This window comes from Agromyces cucurbitae (genome assembly GCF_058349945.1).
On record NZ_JBYRES010000004.1, the window covers coordinates 450604 to 468462 of the forward strand.

2 protein-coding genes are annotated in these 17859 nt (G+C 70.1%); both read right to left on the reverse strand.

What is annotated here, in order from left to right:
- Positions 1 to 111 precede the first annotated feature (111 nt).
- A complete protein-coding gene (locus AC3RJ6_RS16620) occupies positions 112 to 10131 on the reverse strand; it encodes a hypothetical protein (protein WP_491428216.1) in 10020 nt (3339 codons plus the stop codon).
- 271 nt (positions 10132 to 10402) lie between these two features.
- Positions 10403 to 17611, reverse strand: coding sequence for a prealbumin-like fold domain-containing protein (locus tag AC3RJ6_RS16625; protein ID WP_491428217.1), 7209 nt, complete (start codon positions 17609 to 17611; stop codon positions 10403 to 10405).
- Positions 17612 to 17859: the final 248 nt, after the last annotated feature.

Consider the following 17859-nt stretch of genomic DNA (forward strand, 5'->3'; position numbering starts at 1 on the left):
GGACTGCGGCCGGACCGGGTCCGGGCCAGACCGATGCGGGACGGGGGCGGCGAATGCGGAACGAGGGGGCCGGCGCACCCGCTGCGCCGACCCCCTCGCCGTGGACTGGCCCTACTCGATGCCCCGCTCCCCCGGCCGGCGGCGACGGACGATCGTCACCGCGACCAGCAGCGCACCGATGAGCAGCAGCCCGGCAGCCCCCCACAGGAAGGGGCCTCCGGCGAATCCGGTCGACGCGATCCCGGGCTTGGGGGTCGGGCTCGGCGCCGGGTTCGTCAGGACGGTGACCGTGACGGTCGAGTCGTCGCACAGGACGGGCAGTGCGGGATCGATCGCCGACGCGGCGCCGACCGCTCCCCCCGCGGCTGCGGGCGCCTCGGGCGCGGGCTCGGGCTCCGGCTCGGCGGGCACGTCGTCGGGGTCGTTCCAGCAGACCTCGCCGGTGTTGTCGACGCGGTCGACGGTCGTGGTCGGGTCGAGCACGACCGAGAGCACCACGTCGGGCGCTTCCGGCTGCGTGCCGCCGATCATGCCGTTCAGCACGCAGTGCAGCGTGCCGCCGTACCCGTCGGCGTCGGCGTCGGTCACCGCGCAGTCGTCCCAGCGGGGGAACGCGGGCGCCTCGGCGGTCGTGATCTGCACGACCTTGAGATCGGCGGGGATCTCGTCGAAGAGTTCCATGTTCGCGATCGCCCCGAGCCCGGAGTTCGTGACCGACAGGGTGTAGTCGAACGCGTCGCCGGGCTTCGCCTGCAGGGCGCTCGACGTCTTCACGATGTCGACCGACGGGTCGCGTACGACCTCGCACGCCGGGGTGGCCTGCGGGTACACCGCGAGGATCGACTCGCTCGGATTCACCGAGAACGTGATCGTCATCGGGTTCACCTGGTCGGCGAACGCGTAGCTCTCGAGCTTCGAGTCCTTGACCATGTTCTCCCACCTGTCCACGATGCCGTTCTCGCCGACGACGTCGCCCTCCTCGATGAGCCGCCAACCCGGCCACCCGATCGAGATGCCGTCGTCGTTCACGACGCCGTACGGCCAGAGCAGCCGGCCGGAGCGTTCACTCCACGGGATCTCGGTGACGATCGGCTCCGCGTCGGGGTAGACCGTCGCGTCGGGCGCCCACGTCACGGTGATCGGCCCCGGCTCGACGTCGTCGGAGACCGCGACGTCGTAGTAGAGGTACGGCACGTCGTTGACGCAGCGGGTGTAGGCGGCCGGGTCGATCGCCTTGGTCGGCACGTCGACGTCGTCGCAGTCGTTCTCGGGCACCAGGTCGGGCACGACCCCGTCATCGGCCGCCGCCACGGCTTTCGCGAGCTCGGGCACCTCACCCGCGACGATCGCGACGCACGCCTCGTTGCGGATGTCGCCCAGGTCGACGGTCGGCACCTCGGGCGCCGGGTCGTCGGGCCCGACGGGCGGCACGGGCGGCAGCGGCGCGGGCACGGCCACCCGCACCGGGATGGTGATCGTGGTCACCGCCCCGGCGGGGTACGCGCCGGTGTAGGTCGCCGCGAACGCGTTGTCGGCGTTGCCCGACGTCTGCGTCCACGTGCCCGGCTGCGCCGGCGAGTCGGCGGGTTCGAACGTCGCCGGCCCGGTGACGACGAGGTCGTCGGGCAGCGCGTCGGTCACCTCGAGCCCCGGCACGTCGAGCGTGCCGTGGTTCGTCACCGTGAGCCGGTACTCGAACTCGTCGCCCGCCTGCACGGCCGTCACGTCGTCGGCGAGGACGTAGTCCTTCTCGATGCCGACGTCGAGCGACTCGGCGACGTTCTTCAGCGAGCAGGTGGTCGTGCCGCCCGTCGCGACCTGGGCGTGCGTGACCGCCCCGTCGCCGCAGAGCCAGGCCTCGGCGTGGTAGTGCGCGGCGAACGGGTTGCTCGCGTGCGCGGCGGCCAGCTGCTCGCCGAGCAGGTACGAGCCGACCGGCACCACGAGCTCGATGCCGCCGCCGTTCAGGAACTGCGCGACGAGCGTGCCCGAGTCGCCGCTGAGGTTCCAGGCCGCCGCCGTGAGCAGCTTCGACGGGTCGATGCCCAGGTCGGTGAGCGCCGAGTTGTCGACCGTCTTCGTCAGCCGCAGCTTGCCGACCGGGATCTCGGTGCAGCCCTCGAGCTCGGTGACCACGGTGCCGTTCGTCATCTGCGCGGTGTTGAGGAACCCGCCGCCCGTCTCGGTCGCCTCGCACTTCGCGAGGTCGATCGAGGTGATGGACGCGACGTTCGCGCGCACCGTGATGGTCCACACGTGGGTGTCGCCGGCGGTGATCGGGTGGGCCGTCGCGAGGGTCGTGGCATCCGCGCCGTCCCAGCCGGCGACGGGGGCGCCGTCGGGGTCTTCGGCCATGGCCTCCTCGATCGAGACGCCGTCGGGGAAGGCGAGCGCGTCGGACAGGTCGTAGACGAGGTCGTGGTCGCCGACGGTGTCGACGGTGATCTCGTACGTCACCTCCCAGTCGCCGAGGCCGAGCGGGGTGGCCGGCCCGGTCGCCGCCTTGACCGCGCTCGTGCGGCCGGGTTCGTCGCAGGCCCATGCCTCGGTCGGCACGCCCGCGACGGTGAGCGTCGCGGAGTTCGCGAAGCCGCCCTGCTCGCCGGGCACGCAGCTCGTCGAGCCCTCGACCTCCTCGGTCTCGGGGTCGTCCCAGACCACGTCGCCCGTGACCGTCGCGTGCACCGTCACGTCGTAGACGTGGGTGCCGACGTCCGCCGGGAGCACGATGCCGTTCGCGAGCTCCTCCTCCGGCTCGCTGGTCGGGTCCTCCCACTCGCCAGCGGCGCCGTCGGGCCCCGTCCAGGTCGCCGAATCGATGCGGATGCCGTCACCGAAGTCGGCGAGCGAGTCGGCGAGGTCGTACGTCACGGCCGACACGACGCTCTCGTCGGTGACCGTCACGCGATACCCGATCGTCCACGTGCCGTCGTCGTTCTGCACGAGGCCCGTGACCGTCTTGTCGATCGTGTACGTGGCGGCCCGCGCCGTGTTCACGATCGTGCAGGTGACGTCGTCGCCCGGCTCGAGATTCACGGTGTCGCCGGTGAGCGCGCCGGCGACGTCGCAGGTCCAGTCGCCCGGCTCGAACTCGTCGGCGCCTTCGAAGTCGCTCGCGGCCTCGCTCAGCACGTAGTCGACGTTCGCGTCGACCGCGCCGGTCGCCGTGCCGGCGCCGGTGACGATCGCCGCTTCGCCCTCCTCCGTCGCGGAGACCGTCCACAGCGTCGGCGGGAAGTCCGCCTCGACCGCGTCGGGCTTCACGTCCTTGACGAGCGTGAGCGTCGGTGCGATGTCGGTGTTCACGATCTCGCACTCGACCGTCGCGCCGAGCTCGTGCACCACCAGGCTCGCCGTCGTCGACCCGTCGGCCGCGGTCAGCGTGAACGCGTCGTCGCCCTTGTCGGAGGTGCACGACCAGGTCGCGGACACCTCGTACTCGTCGCCGTTCGTCCAGCTCGCCGAGGTCTCGGCGAGCGTGTACGCGAGGCCGAGTGCGACCGGGCCGCTCGCGGTGCCGGGGCCGCCGAAGCCGTCACCCGGGCTCGTCGCGCTGACGGTCCAGTCGGTCGCGACGGCGTCGCCGCCGTGCGCGCTCACGACGGTCTTCTGCAGCTCGACCGTCTGCGTGCACTCGACCTCGTTCGTGATGAGGAACGTCGACACCGCGGCATCCAGCGTCTGATCGCCCGTGCCGTTGCCGGCGACGTTCACGATCTCGCAGCCCGTCGGAACGACCACGTCGGTCTCGCCGACGTTCACCTCGTCGCCGAGGGCGTACGGGCCGGTCTCGGCCCCCCACTCGACGTCGGAACCATCGAGCTGCCCCTGGGCGCCGAACCCGTCGGGCAGGTCGTCGCCGTCCCACGCGATCGGCTCGCCGCCGTCGATGACCCAGGCCTTGTCGACGATGACGACCACGGGCACGTCGACGCACGCGTCGTCGTTCCACTCGCCGCCCGAGGTGACGACCGCCCCGTTGAGGAGGCCCTGGCCGTCGTCGCCGTCGCAGCGGAGCACGGGGCCCTCGGCGTCGGCGTCGACCGTGAACGACACGGTCACCGTGAAGGTGTGCGTCGCTCCCCCGGCGAGCGCCTGGTCCATCGCGATGACGTCGGTGGCCGGGTCGGCGCCGTTCCAGTCGGGGTCGACCGTGACATCGGCGCTCTCGACGGAGCGATCGGTGATCGTCACGCCGTCGGCGAAGTCGGGCGTGTCGCTGAGGTCGTAGACGAGCCCCTGGGTCGCGCTCGAGTTCGTCACGGTCAGCTCGTACGAGACCTCCCAGTGGTCGTCGACCTTCACGGCCTCGGTGCCGACCGCGGACTTCGCGATCACCGGGCGCGCGGGCACGCCGCAGCCGTCGTCCGACTGGGGTGCACCGGCGGAGGTGAGCGTCGCCCGGTTGAGGAAGCCGACGTTCGCCGACTCCTCGGTCGGGGTGCAGCTCGTGGTGGTCGGGTCGGCGAACGCGGTCTCGTCGGCCTTCGCCGCGACCGTCACCGTGTAGGTGTGCGTGTCGCCCTTGGCGATCGGCTTCGGTGTCGGACCGACGATCGTCGCGGTGTCGCCCGTCTGCGGGTCGGCGCCCCAGGTGCCGTCGTCGCCCTCGCCCGACCACGTGGCCGACTCGATATCGATCGCGCCGCCGAAGTGCAGCGCGTCATCGAGGGTGTAGGTCGACACGTAGTCGGGGTTGCCCGTGACGGTGATCTCGTAGACCGCGGTCCACGTGCCGTCGGCCGACTGCGTCACCGTCGGGTCGGACTTCGCGACCGTCGGACGGCCGCCCTCCCGCACGGGGGTGCAGTCCCAGTCGGAGTCGCTGATCGCCCCGCTCGTGACGGTCGCGGTATTGAGGAATCCCTTGCCGGGAGTGCCGTTCTCGGTGCACTGCCGGTCGTCAGTGGTCACCGACCCCGCGGGCGCGTCGACGTTGAACACGAGGGTGTGGATCTTCGTCTGGCCGGCGGCGATCGGGGCGTTCGTCGCCAGCGCGACCGCGCCGCCCGCGTACGGCGCGGCCGCCGCGCCGTCGATGCTCACCGTGTTGAACGTGATGCCGCTCGCGAAGGCCGGGGTGTCGCTCAGCGAGTAGTACGCGGGCTTCGCCCCCGGCGCCGTGTTGGCGACGGTGACGGTGTAGCTCACGTTCCACGAGGCGTCCGGCTGCTGCGTCGCGGTCGCGCCCGTCTTCTCGACGGTCGGTGCGCTCGGGCTGTCGCAGGCCGTGTCGCCGAGCGGCACGCCTCCGACGGTGAGCGTCGCGAGGTTGTTGAAGGCACCGTTCGCGTCGTCCTGCGGGCACAGTGTCTGCGCATCGGTCAGGGTCGGTCCGTCGAGGGCGATGCCCGTCACGGTGATCCGGTAGGTGTGCGTCGGATCGGGGTCTCCCGCGGCGAGGTACACGTTGCTCGCGATCGTGCCGGAACCGGCCCAGGCGCCGGCAACGGGAGAGCCGTCCTTCGTGACCGCGTAGCTCGCGCCCGAGAGGTCGACTCCGGCGCCGAACTTCAGCGAGTCGGCGAGCGAGTAGGTGCCGCCGACCGCGCCGGTGTTCGCGACGACGAGGTCGTAGGCGATGCTCCAGAGCCCGTCGGCGCCCTGCGCGACCGAACCGGCGACGACCTGCTTGTCGATCGTGATCGTCGGCGGGGTGACCGTCACGCACCCGGTCGCGTCCTCGCGCTGGTTGCCCGACTCGATCGCGGCGGTGTTGTTCAGTCCGTCGGCGCTCGGGCAACGGAGGCCGGCCTGGTCGGCGCCGATCTCGACGACGACCTGCACCTCGTACACGTGCTGGTCGAGTGCGGCCGTGCCCGGCAGGGGCACGTCATCGGCGAGCAGCGTGTTCGGCGCGAAGCCCGTCCACGACGCCTCGGTGGGCACGGGCTGCGTGACGACCGTCGCAGGACCCGTCGGCGTCACGCCGGCCGGCAGGTCGAGCTCGTCGACGAGGTCGTAGACGATGCCCGTCGTGGCCGACGGGTTCGTCACCGTGATCGTGTACGGCAGCGTCCAGGTTCCGTCGCCGTTGTCGACGGCCGTGCCGCCCGCCTTGGTGATCGTCGGCGTGACCGGCAGTTCGCAGTCGGATGCCTCGTACGAGGTCTGCCCGACGTACATGGTCGCCGTGTTGAGGAACCCGACGGTGCCCGGCTCGAGGTCGTCGCACGCGGCGGCCGTCGTGCCGTCGAAGTCGGCGCCGTCGTCGACGGTCGCGTTCACGGTCACCCGCCACGTGTGCGAGGTGCCCGCTGCGAGAACCGGCTCGTCGTCGAACGGCTGGACCTCGTCGAAGCCGACCGTCCACGGTTCGCTCGCGCCGGCCGGCTCGGGCAGCACGCGCCGGTAGCCCGCGCTGTTCACCGTGACCTCGCTGCCGAAGTCGAGCCGGTCGGAGAGGACGTAGGTGAGCGACTGGAACGCGCTCGGGTTCGTGACGACGACGTCGTAGGCGATCGTCCATGAGCCGTCGGCGTTCGGGGTCGGCACCGCGGCCGTCTTCGTGATCGACGGGGTGATCGGCTTCAGCGTGTTCGTCACGGTGCAGTCGACCTGGTCGCCCGCGCCGAGCGCGGCGACGGTCGCACCGGCGACCGGGTCGGCGCCGTTCAGCGAGCACTCCCAGACCCCCGGGGCGAACTGGTCGGCGTTCGCGAGATCGGTCGTCTCGACGAGGTCGAGCGCGATGCCGGCGGGGACGTCGACGTAGCCCGCCGTGCCGCCTGCGCCGCTCGCGACGACGGTGTCGTCGTCGGTGCGCGAGGCGCTCAGCGTCCACGCGGCCGGCGTCGCGACCGAACCGGTGACGATCTTCGTGAGCCGCAGTCGCGGGGCGATCGGGTCGTTGTACACGACGCAGGTGCCCTGGCCGAGTGCGGCCACCGTGATCTCGTTCGTCTCGACGAACTGGCCGTTGGGCGTCGTGCGGCACATGATCGACGTCTGCACCCAGCCGTCGGGGCCGCCCGTCTCGGAGATCGTGTACGCCTGTCCGGGGCGCACGGCGATCGTGTCGCCCGAGGTCGCCGCTTCGGCGGCGAGGCCCGCAGGCACCGGGGCCTTCGGCGTGGCGACGAGCGTCCAGTCGGCGGGGTCGGCGTCGAGGTCGAGGTCGTTGGCGACGTTCTTGATGAGCGTGAGCGACGCCGTCTGGTTCACGGCCGTGCAGACGACCCTGAAGCCCAGCGGCACGGTCACGCCGCCGTTGATGCCGTCGGCGAAGCCGGGGATGGTCTCGCCCTCGTCGTCGACCTGCACGCAGTTCCAGCTGCCGGTCGCCGGCGGGGTGGGGATGCCGCCGGGTAGGATGCTCTGCACGTAGCGCGGGTCGCCGTCCTCGGTGAGCGGGTAGCGCACCCCCGGGGTGACGGGCGCCGTCACCCCGCTCGTGCCGTTCGGCCCGGCGAGCGCACCGCCGGGCGCGACGGCGTCGAGCGTCCAGTCGGAAGGCTGCGCGTCGCCGTTCTGGACGCTCTTCACGAGCGTGAGCTCGGCGGTGCAGGTGACGACGTTCGTGAGCGTGAATGTGTTGCCGCCCGGTTCGACCGTCGGCGCGTACGGCAGCGATTCGTCGACGACGGCGCCGTTCGCGAGGGTCACCGAGCTCTTCGTGACCCGGCACAGGTCGCGGTCGCCGACGCCGGTGGTCTCCGAGATCACGACGTCGTCGCCCGACGTGTACCCGGTCTGCACGATGCCGAAGGGCTTGTTCGCCCCGTCGAGCTTCAGCTGGGCGGTGAGCCCGGCCGGCTGGTTGCCGTTCGTGTACGTCACGCCGTTCACGATCCACGTCTTGTCGACGCGCACGTCGGCCTGCGGCTCGGGCGGCCGGTTCCAGACGGTGCAGGTGACGGCGACCTTCGGGTCGACATCGATCGTGAAGCCGTCGGCTCCGTCGTTGGCGACCGCGACCGCATCACCCGACTCGACCTCGGTGCAGACGGCGTTCTTGCCGCCCGTCGTGACGATCGAGTAGCCGGGCTGCTGGGACTCGGTGACCGTCACCGATCCGGTCGTCGACGCGTTGTCGAACTCGAGCGGGAAGTTGACCGCGCCCGTGCCGTCCTGCGTGGTGCCGCTCTGCGTCGACGGCGTGATCTCGGCGTCGTTCGAGTCGACCGTGAACTCCCACCCGGCCGTCGGGGTCGCGCCCGTCTTCTGCTCACCGGGGGTGCCCTCGTCGACGACCTGCTTGACGACCGAGACCGAGCCCTCGCAGTCGCCGAGCGCGAGCTGGCGCAGGGTCTCGCCCGCGGCCTCGTAGTCCTCGGTCTGGAAGTAGTCGGAGCCCGCGGCCGGGCCGGAGATCGCCACGAGGTTGTCGGGCGAGCCGTCGATGCCGTCGCCGACGCCGACCGCCACCATCCGGATGCCGAGCGCCTTCACCGCGTTCGCCGAGAACACGCCGTTCTCGACCTCGCGGAAGCGGGTGCGGCTGCCGGGGCCCTCGTCGTTCGAGTAGACCGTCGGGTTGCCGTCGGTGAGGATGACGGCGAGGTCGTAGTCGATGCCGCTCGCCGCGACCTGGCTGATGCCGCGATCCCAGTTCGTGGCCTCGACGGGCGTGTCGAAGTCGTCGATGTGGTCTTTCACGATCGCGGCGCCCGCGGGCGTCGAGACCGGGGTGATCGTGAGGTTCGAGCCGGCGGATGCCGGCGCGACGTTGTTGAACGTGTAGACGCCGACCTGCGAGGGCGTGCCCGTGAGCGCGTCGACGAAGTCCTTCGCGGCGTTCTTCAGCTGGGTCTCGTAGGGCGCGACCGACCCCGACAGGTCGATGATGAGGGCCACGTCGATGCCGCACTGCTGGGGCGCCTCGGGGTTGACGCGCGAGTTCTGCCAGATGCCGCCCGATGCCTGGTTGTTGTCGTTGCCCGACGCGATCATGAAGTCGGCCGTCGACGAGACGCCGTCGCCGCTGCCGATCGCCGGGGTGCGGAAGCGGTAGGCCTGCGAGGTCGGCGTCGACCCGATCGCGAGCGTGTCGTTCGAGGACCAGCCCGCCGGCACGTCGTTCGGAGCGGTTCGCTGCACGACCCAGTAGCGGCTGCCGTCGGGCGAGGGCACCGTGAAGGTGCAGGCGCCCGCCGCGTTCGAGGTGCACGTCGACCAGGGCTGACCGACGAGGGCACCCGGGTTGCCGCCGTCGTCGGCACGCAGCTCGAGCTGCACGCCCGCGACCCCCGAGACGCTCGACGGGCCGGTGCGGTCGCCGCCGACCTGCACGGTGATCGTGGCGGGTTCGACGAGCGTGAACGTGAACGTGCAGTCGGCCCAGCGGCCGTTGCCGTTGGGGAAGGTCACCGTGCGGTCGTCGGCGTCGAAGGTCGGGTCGGCGCCCTGCTGGCTGCTCACGTCGCAGTCGAAGTCGGTGAGCGCGTACCCGGCGGCACCGCCGTCGGCGTACAGGGTGTACGTCGAGTTGCGGGGAACCGGGCGCTCCTCGCCGTCGTCGAATGCGTAGTCGTCCTGCGCGGCGTTCGACCGGATCGCGTGCAGCGTCCAGCTGCTCGCCGTCGCCGAGCCGCCGACGATGTCGAGGTTCATCGTGAGGTCGGCGCAGTTGTTCGTGCAGTCGGCCGTGTCGGCCGGCGCGGCGGCGAGCGGTGCGATCGTCGCGGTCTGCTTCTGCACCTTCGCGGGCGGGTCGGCACCCGACTCCGCCTCCGGCTCGGCGCCCGGCGGTTCGCTCGCGACCGGGGCCTCGACGTCGGGCGCGTCGCTCGGGGCGGGCGCCTCGGGCTCGGGGTTCGCCTCGGCCGGCGGCTGCTCGGTCGTCGGCTCGTCGCCGTTCGACCGGTCGTCGGCCGTCGGGCCGTCGGCCGGTGTCCCGCTCGACGTCTCGGCCGCCTGCTGCGCGGGCGGCTCCTCGGCCGATGAACCGGCTGCCTCCGTCGCGGCCTGCTCGCTCGTCTGCGACGACCCGGTCGCCGAGGCGTGCGCCCCCGTCTCGCCGTTCGCCGCGGCGAACGCGATCGTCGGCAGACCGACCGCGAGCATCGCGCCCGCGGTGATGGCGGCGATCGTCGCGCGCACGGATCGGGATCGAGCCTCGGTGCGGCGGCGTCGGGCGCGCCGGCCTTCGGGCTTCGATGCTGAACGGAACGGGTCGAACAAGCTGTCCATGGTCGTCGAACCTTCTGATCGGGTACTGCTGCGGCAGGTCGGGTCGCGCAGTTGCGCCGAGTCAAGCAGAAGGTTCGGGGTACAGAACAGGGTACAACTGGCACCAAAACGGGGGACACCAGCGAATCCGATTCAGCGCTGATCAGGCTGTTTGCAATCGATGTCCCCCGAAGACGGGGTATGCGATGAATCCTCGTCTCGTCCGTTCGGGGGACGACGACAACCGGGGGCCGGGCCTTCAGGCCCGACCCCCGGAAGGTTGACGCAGCGGTTACGCCTGCGGCGCTCCGTGCTGCTTGCGCCGACGGATCACGACACCCGCGGCGACCAGCAGGCCGCCCAGGATCACGAGCCCGGCCGCGCCCCAGATGAAGGGCTGCCCGGCGAAGCCGGTCGCCGGCATCGGCTGCGGGATCGTCACCGTCACCGAGTCGTCGTCGCACAGGACCGCCGGGTCCTCGGACGTGTCATCGGCGTTCTGCCAGCAGACCTCGCCGATGTTCTCGACCTCGGTCGAGGTCGTGTCGGGGTCGACGTGGACGTCGAGCACGATGTCGGGCGCCTCCGGGTAGTCGGGGCCGAGCACTCCGAGCAGGTCGCAGTGCAGCGTGCCGCCGTAGCCGCTCGAGTCCTGACCGGTGACCTCGCAGTCCTGCCAACGCGGGAAGGTCGGCGAGCCGGCCGTCGTGATGTCGGTCACCTTGAGCTCCGACGGGATCTCGTCGAAGATCTCGACGGGCTCCGCCGCCCCGGTGCCGGTCGTCGAGACCGAGAGCGTGTACTCGAAGTCGGTGCCCGGCTTCGCCTGGGTGACGCTCGCCTCCTTCACGATGCTCACGTCCGGTTCGCGTTCGATCGCGCAGGCCGGCAGCGCCTGCGGGTACACCGCGAGCACCGACTGCGACGGGTTGATCGAGAACGTGATCGTCGCCGGGTTCTCCATGTCGCGCCACGGGTACGTCGGCACCGTCTCATCGAGGATCAGGTCGCCGAACCGGGTGCCCGGGGTGGGCGGGTTCGTGAGGTCCTCCTCGGTGATCGGACGCCAGCCCGGGAACTCGTACGGGATCCCGTTCTCGTCGACCGCGGCACCCGGCCAGAGCAGCTTGCCCTCGCGCTCGTCCCACGAAATCGTCTGCGTCTTCGTGAGCGTGCCGTCGGCGCTCGTCCACGTCACCGTGATCTCGTCGGGCTCGACGCCGTCGGAGACCTGGATGTCGTAGTAGAGCCACGGCACGTCGGCCACGCAGCGCACGTAGGCGCCGGCGTCGATCGCCTTCTTCGGCACCGTCACGTCGTCGCAGTTGTTGCGCTCGATCAGGTCGGGCAGCACGCCCTCGCCGTCGGTGATGGCGACGCAGGCCTCGTTCGGCACGTCGTCGAGGTCGACCGGGTCGACCGTCGGCGCCGGGTCGTCGGGCCCGACGACGTCGGGCGCCTCGACCGGGGCGGCGGGCAGCGTCACCGGGATGGTGATCGTGATCACGTCACCCGGTGCGAACGGCCCGTCGCCGTGCGCCTCGAAGTCGTTGTCGCCCACCGTGCCGGTCTCGGTCCAGGTTCCCGGGCCCTCGAACGTCGGCGTGCCGGCGACCACGAGCTCGGAGTCGATCACGTCGGTGACGTCGAGCGCCGCGACCGGCACCGTCGAGTGGTTCGTCACCTTCAGCACGAAGTCGAAGGTGTCGCCCTGCTCGATGTAGCCGTCGGGGTCGTCGGCGAGGTCGTACGCCTTGTCGATGCCGACGTCGACGAGTTCGGCCTTGTTGGTGATGTCGCAGCTCGTGAGCTTGCCGAGCTCGACCGTGGCGAGCGCTCCGTCGACGGGGTCGCCGTCGCCGACCGCGCAGCTCCACAGCTTCGCGAAGAAGTACTTCAGCAGCGGGTGGGCGGACGCCTCGTCGGTCACCATCTCCGAGAGGCCGTAGTCGCCCGTGGGAACCGTGAACACGGTGCCCACGTGCCCGAGCACCTGCAGCGTGTCGGTGCTGCCGGCGGCCTTCAGCCACCAGTCCTTCGCCGCCAGGAGCAGTTGCCCGTCGCCGAGCCCGAGGTCGCCGAGGTCGATGCCCTCGAACGCGCTCAGGTCGACGTGCTTCGCCATCGTGAGCTGCCCGACGGGGATGTTCGCGCAGTCGTCGACGTCGGTGATGATCGTGCCGTTGTCGAGCGTGGCGGCGTTGAAGAAGCCCTTGCCGCTCGTCGTCGCGACGCAGGTCACGTCGTCGATGTTCGTGATCTCGTCGACATCGGCGACCACCGTGATCTCGTAGGTGTGCACGCCCGACTTCTTGATGAGCTGGTCGTCTGCGAGCACCTGGTTCGTGTCGCCGTCCCAGCCGCTCGGGTCGAGCACCGCGCCGTCGGTCGCCGAGGCGGTCGCCGCGGCCGAGACGATCTCGACGCCGGCCGGGAACCCGAGGTCGTCCTCGAGGTCGTAGTACTGGTCGCGGAGGTCGCTCTCGTTCGTGACGACCACGTCGTACTTCACCGTCCAGTTGCCGTCGTCACCGAGCACCGGTGCACCGTCGAGCGTCTTGGTGACGGTCGTGCGGCCCGGCACGTCGCAGTCGGTCGCCTCCTGCGGCTCGCCGTGTCCGACGGTCAGCCACGCGGTGTTGCGGAAGCCGCCGTTGTCGCCCTCCTGGCACTGGTCCTGACCGGTCTCGTAGACACTCGCCGGCACGGTCGCGTTGATCGTGATGACGTAGGTGTCGGTGTCGGATGCCGGCACCGAGGTGTCGTCGGCGAGCACGAAGTTCGCCGGGTCGCCGATCGGGTTCCAGGTCGCAGCCGAGCTGTCGGCCGGTCCGGTCGCCTGTGCGTCGTTGATCACGACGCCCGCACCGAACTGCGGCTCGTCCTTCAGGTCGTAGACGAGCGGCACGACGGGGCTCTGGTTGGTCACGGTGACCTCGTACTCGAGGTCCCAGGTGCCGTCGGTCTGCTGCGCGATCGACGTGAGCTCCTTGGTGATGACGCCGGTCGGCGGGATCACCTTGTTCGTGAGCTCGCACTCGACCTCGAGACCGGGAGTCGCCGTGAAGGCGAAGCCCGCGGCGTCGCCGTTCTCGTCGGTGAGCGGATCGCCGTCGACCGTGCAGGTGATCTCACCGCCGGTCCAGCCGGCGGGCACCGGCAGCTCGGTGATCACGTACTGCTCGCCGATCTCGAGGTTCGACCACTCGGCCGTGTCGCTCGCGTCACCCGTGCCGCTGACGGTCTGCGGGCTCTCACCCGTGACGCCCTCGGTCGGCGTGATCGCGAGCTGGAACGACCACTCGGTGTCGTCGGTCACGCCCGAGACGTTCTTCTCGACCACGACCTTGCCCGGCACCGCCGTGTTCTCGATCGTGCAGCTGATCGACAGTCCGGGCGTCACGACGAACTGGAAGCCGTCGGTCTCGTCGTCGGCGTCCTCGAGCTGGCCGCTGTTGCAGATGAAGTCGCCCTCGTTCCAGCCGAACTCGTCGCCCTCGGTGAGGGTGTAGGTCTGGCCGACCACGAGGTCGCTCCAGCTGACGCTCGGGTCGCCGTCGGTGACGTGCTGCGAAGCAGGGTCACCGGGCGTCAGGAAGATCTCGAAGTCGAACGGGTAGCCCTGGTCGACACCCGTGACGATCTTGCGGACCGTGAGGTCGCCCGTGTCGGGGGCGTTCGTGTACGTGCAGTACACGGTGTCGCCGGCGGCGAGCTGGATCGTGGCGAGCGCGCCGTCGGCGACGTACGTCGACTTGTCGCCCTCGCCGATCGTGCAGGCGAGGCCCGTCAGGTGCCAGTCGTCGGTCGCGAGCTCCTCGACCGTGTACTCGCCGGGCAGGATGGGCGTCGTCATGAACGGCTTCGAGCCGTCGGCGAGCTTGAAGTGAATACTGCCGTTGAGCTCGAACTCGAACAGCTGGTCGGCGCCGCCGGGAATGTTCGCGACACCCGGAACCACCTTGTCGACGATGATCGTGCCGAGCTGGGTGTTCGAGTAGGTGCAGACGACCGTCTCACCCGCGTCGAGGTCGATCGTGCCCGTCAGCAGCGCGACGCTCGAACCCTGATCGGGGTCGACGCACTTGAGCGTGCCCACGTGCGCGCTCGTGAGGAGCTCGGTCACCTGGTAGCTGCCGGGGGGCACGTTGTCGTACGTGTTCGACCCGGTGCCGTCGACCGTCGTGATGGTGAACGCCTGCGGGTCGAGCCACGTTCCGGTGAAGTTGAACGTGCCGTCGTCGCCGTCGATGTTCTTGACGATGACGATCTTCGCCTTGGCCGTGTTCGTGATGGTGCACTCGAACGTGTCGCCCGGCTGCACCGTGAACCCGGTCTCGTCGATGCCGGTCTTCGTGTCGGCACCGACGTGCGTGACCGTGCAGACGAGCTCGCCCGCCGTCCAGCCCGCACCCGGGCTCTTCTCGGCGATCGAGTACGTCGTGCCGGGCACGAGGTTCGTGAAGGTCGTCGATTCCGATCCGCCGGCCGCGACGCTCACCGACTGCTCGACCGGGTCGCCGTCGGGCGCGATCGGGTCGAGCACGAACGTGAAGGTGCCGGCCGCGCCGATCGCGGTCTTGGTGACCTTCGCCGTCGCGGGCACGGCACGGTTCGTCGCCTCGCACGTGAGCGTGAAGCCCGGGGTCACCGTGAACTGGTCGCCGGCCTGCTCCTGGTCGACGTCGACGCCGCAGTCGACCGGGCTCGACTCCCAGCCGGGCGTCGCCTTCTCGGTGATCGTGTAGGTCTCACCGACGGTGAGGTTCTTCCATGTGATGCTCTCGGTCGAGTTGCCCGTGCCCGACACCGTCTGCGTCGCCGACGGCGTCACGCCGTCGGACGGGTCGATCGTGAAGTCGAACGACCACGCAAGACCCGGGGCGACGCCCGAGACGGTCTTCTTCAGCGTGACCTCGCCGGGCGTCGCGACGTTCGTGATGTCGCACTCCACGACGAGACCCGGCGTGACGGTGAAGGTCACCGACGCGTTCGTCGTGTCGCCGTCCTGGTCGGTCACGTTGCAGGTGAAGCTCTTCAGCGTCCACCCGGCCGGCACGGTCTCGGTGATCGTGTAGGTCTTGCCCACGACGAGGTTGTCCCACTCCGCCGTCGGGTCGCTGCTCGAGACGTCCTGCGGGTTCTGCTCGCTCGCGGGTGCGTCGCTGAGGCTCAGCGAGAACGGCCCCCACGCGACGCCGTCGGGCACGTTCTCGACGTGCTTCTCGACGACGAGCTTGCCCTTGGTCGCCTCGTTGGTCACGGTGCAGACGACGCTCTGGCCGATGTCGACCACGACGTCGAGCTTCGAGACGCCCGCGTGCACCGAGGGCGCACCGCCGTCGACCGCACAGGCGATGTTGTCGACCTTCCAGCCGTCGGGGAGGTCCACCTCTTCGATCGTGTAGGTGTCGGGCTTGACGTTCTCGAACTTCTTCTCGCCGTCGTCCGTCAGCGTGAAGTCGTCCTGGCCTTCGACCGTGAAGTCGAACTCCTGGGTCGCGCCGTCGGGGATCGTCTGCTTGATGACCGTGAGGTCGCCGCGCTGCGTGTTCGTGTAGGTGCAGGTGACGAGCTCACCGGGGTCGAGGTCGATCGTTCCGATTCCGGTCGCCGCCACGCCCGACGAGGTGTCGCCCTCGACGTCACCGGCGCAGGTGAGGCCGGTCACGTCGTACTCGGGCGCGGGGGTCAGTTCCTTCACGCTGTAGCTGCCGGGCGTGACGCTCGTGAACAGCTCCTCGTCGGTGCCGTTCTCGCCCGGGTTCAGCGAGAACGACGATCCCCCGGTCCAGTCGCCCTCGAAGTCGAAGGTGCCGCCGTCGCCCTGGACCTTCTTGATGATCTTGATCTGGCCGTCCTGCACGTTCGTGAAGGTGCAGTCCACGACCATGCCGCCGACCGTCAGCACCGAAGCCTTCCCGGTCGCGACATCCGTCTGCGCATTCCCGGGCGGCGCGCAGTCGATCTTCGTGAGGTTCCACTTCGGGTCGCCGGGCTCGGCGATCTCGGTGATGTCGACGACCGAGCCGGGCGTGTACCAGAAGACCTGCGAGCTCGAGTTGCCGGGAACCTGCACGTTGCCCTGCTGCCCCGTGACCGTGAAGTCGAACGTCGCGGCGTCGCCCTGGGCGACCTTCGTGATCTTGACGCCCGAGGTGACGTTCTCGATGGTGCAGGTCGTGGTGGCGCCGACGTACATCTTGAAGCCGCCGTCGGTCGTCGTCTCGACCTGGCTCGTCGTCGGGTTCGTCACCGAACACGTGGTCTGCTTGAACGCCCACGGCGACGGCGGCGCCGCCTCGGTGAGCTTGTAGTCGTTGCCCGCGAAGACGTTGCCCCAGTTGTGGGTGTCGCCGATCTTGATCGCGGCGCCGAGGCCGTTGTTGCCGGCGACCGTGTCGGTCGGGCCGGTGAGCGTCGTGCCGTGCACGAGCCCTCCGCCGGTGCGGGTGACCGAGTAGTTGAACGTCGCGTCCGGGCCGCCCGCGGTGCCGATCTTCTTCACGACGAGGTTGCCGCAGTTGCTGATGTTGAGCTTCCGAGTGTTCGCGAGTTCGTCCTTCAACGACGACGTGTCACTGCCACCCGTCGTCGACACCGCGCCACTGTCGACCAGCGTCGTGCACTCGCCGGACGGCAGCAGGTTCGAAGCGGTCAGGTCGACCGCGATTTCGGCGAAGGTGTTCGGCTCGTTCGGGCCGGACTTCGTGTCGGTGTCGGGGTTGACACCGACGGCTGCTTTGAACACGGCCGGCGAACCGGCGACCCAGCTGCTCCCGTTCCACGAGCTCGTCGTGACGTTGATGGAGTTCGTGTTCGACACGTAGCTGAACCGGATGATGACCGGCTGGCCCGTCGCCGGGTTGGTGAGCACCTCGCTCGCGTACATCGTTCCGTCGCTCGCCTCACGGCTCCAGTAGGCGTAGTAGATGACGTGCGGAACGCCACCGTGCGTCACGACCTCGTACGCGGACCCACCGGTACAGAAATTCGTCTTGTCGTTCGGCGCAGGCGGTGCGGAGTCCGCAGCCCACGGGTAGGTGTTCAGCGCTTGGCCGTTGGAGAAGATGTTCTTGTCGGTACCGACGCCGCAGTCGCCGTAACTGGTGATGTTGCCACCCGCGTAGGTGCCGAGCGTCGCGTCGTGGTCGGCGCTGCGCTGTGCGTCCACGATTCCGCTCGACGGATCGCCATTCGAGGTTGTGTACCCGGGCCGGGGTGTCGCTCCGACGACGTTGTACCAGTCCTCGCCGCCTCCGGTCGCCGCGTTCCCGTCGATCTCGAACGACGTCACGATCCCGTTGCCGAGGTCGACCGCACTCGCCGACTGCGCGGGCGCGAGCGCGACGGTGTAGACGGCACCGCCGGTCGCGACGAGGCCCGCGATCGCGAGTGCGCTGATGAAGCGCTTCCTCGCGCGTTCGAGGCGCAGGCGCGTCGACCGGGGAGCGGTCGCCGGGTCGGTGGAACGGTTGCGGAAAGATCGCGTGACGTTCATCATCAGCCTTCGGGTTTCGGAAGTGGGCGCTTCCGGCTGTAATCCGGCCCGGGCGACCGAGCCATCCGGAGCCCGCAGGACACGAACCCCGAAGTCCGCCGAAGCGGACATGCGAGCCCGTGGGTGCGGACTCGCGCTCATACTCGCATCGCGCTCGGGCCGCCGATAGGGGGCGGGTGGCACCAAAACGGGGGGATCCTCACTTTCGGGGGACAAGATTCGCGCCGATTTCCGCGAAACGGGGTACA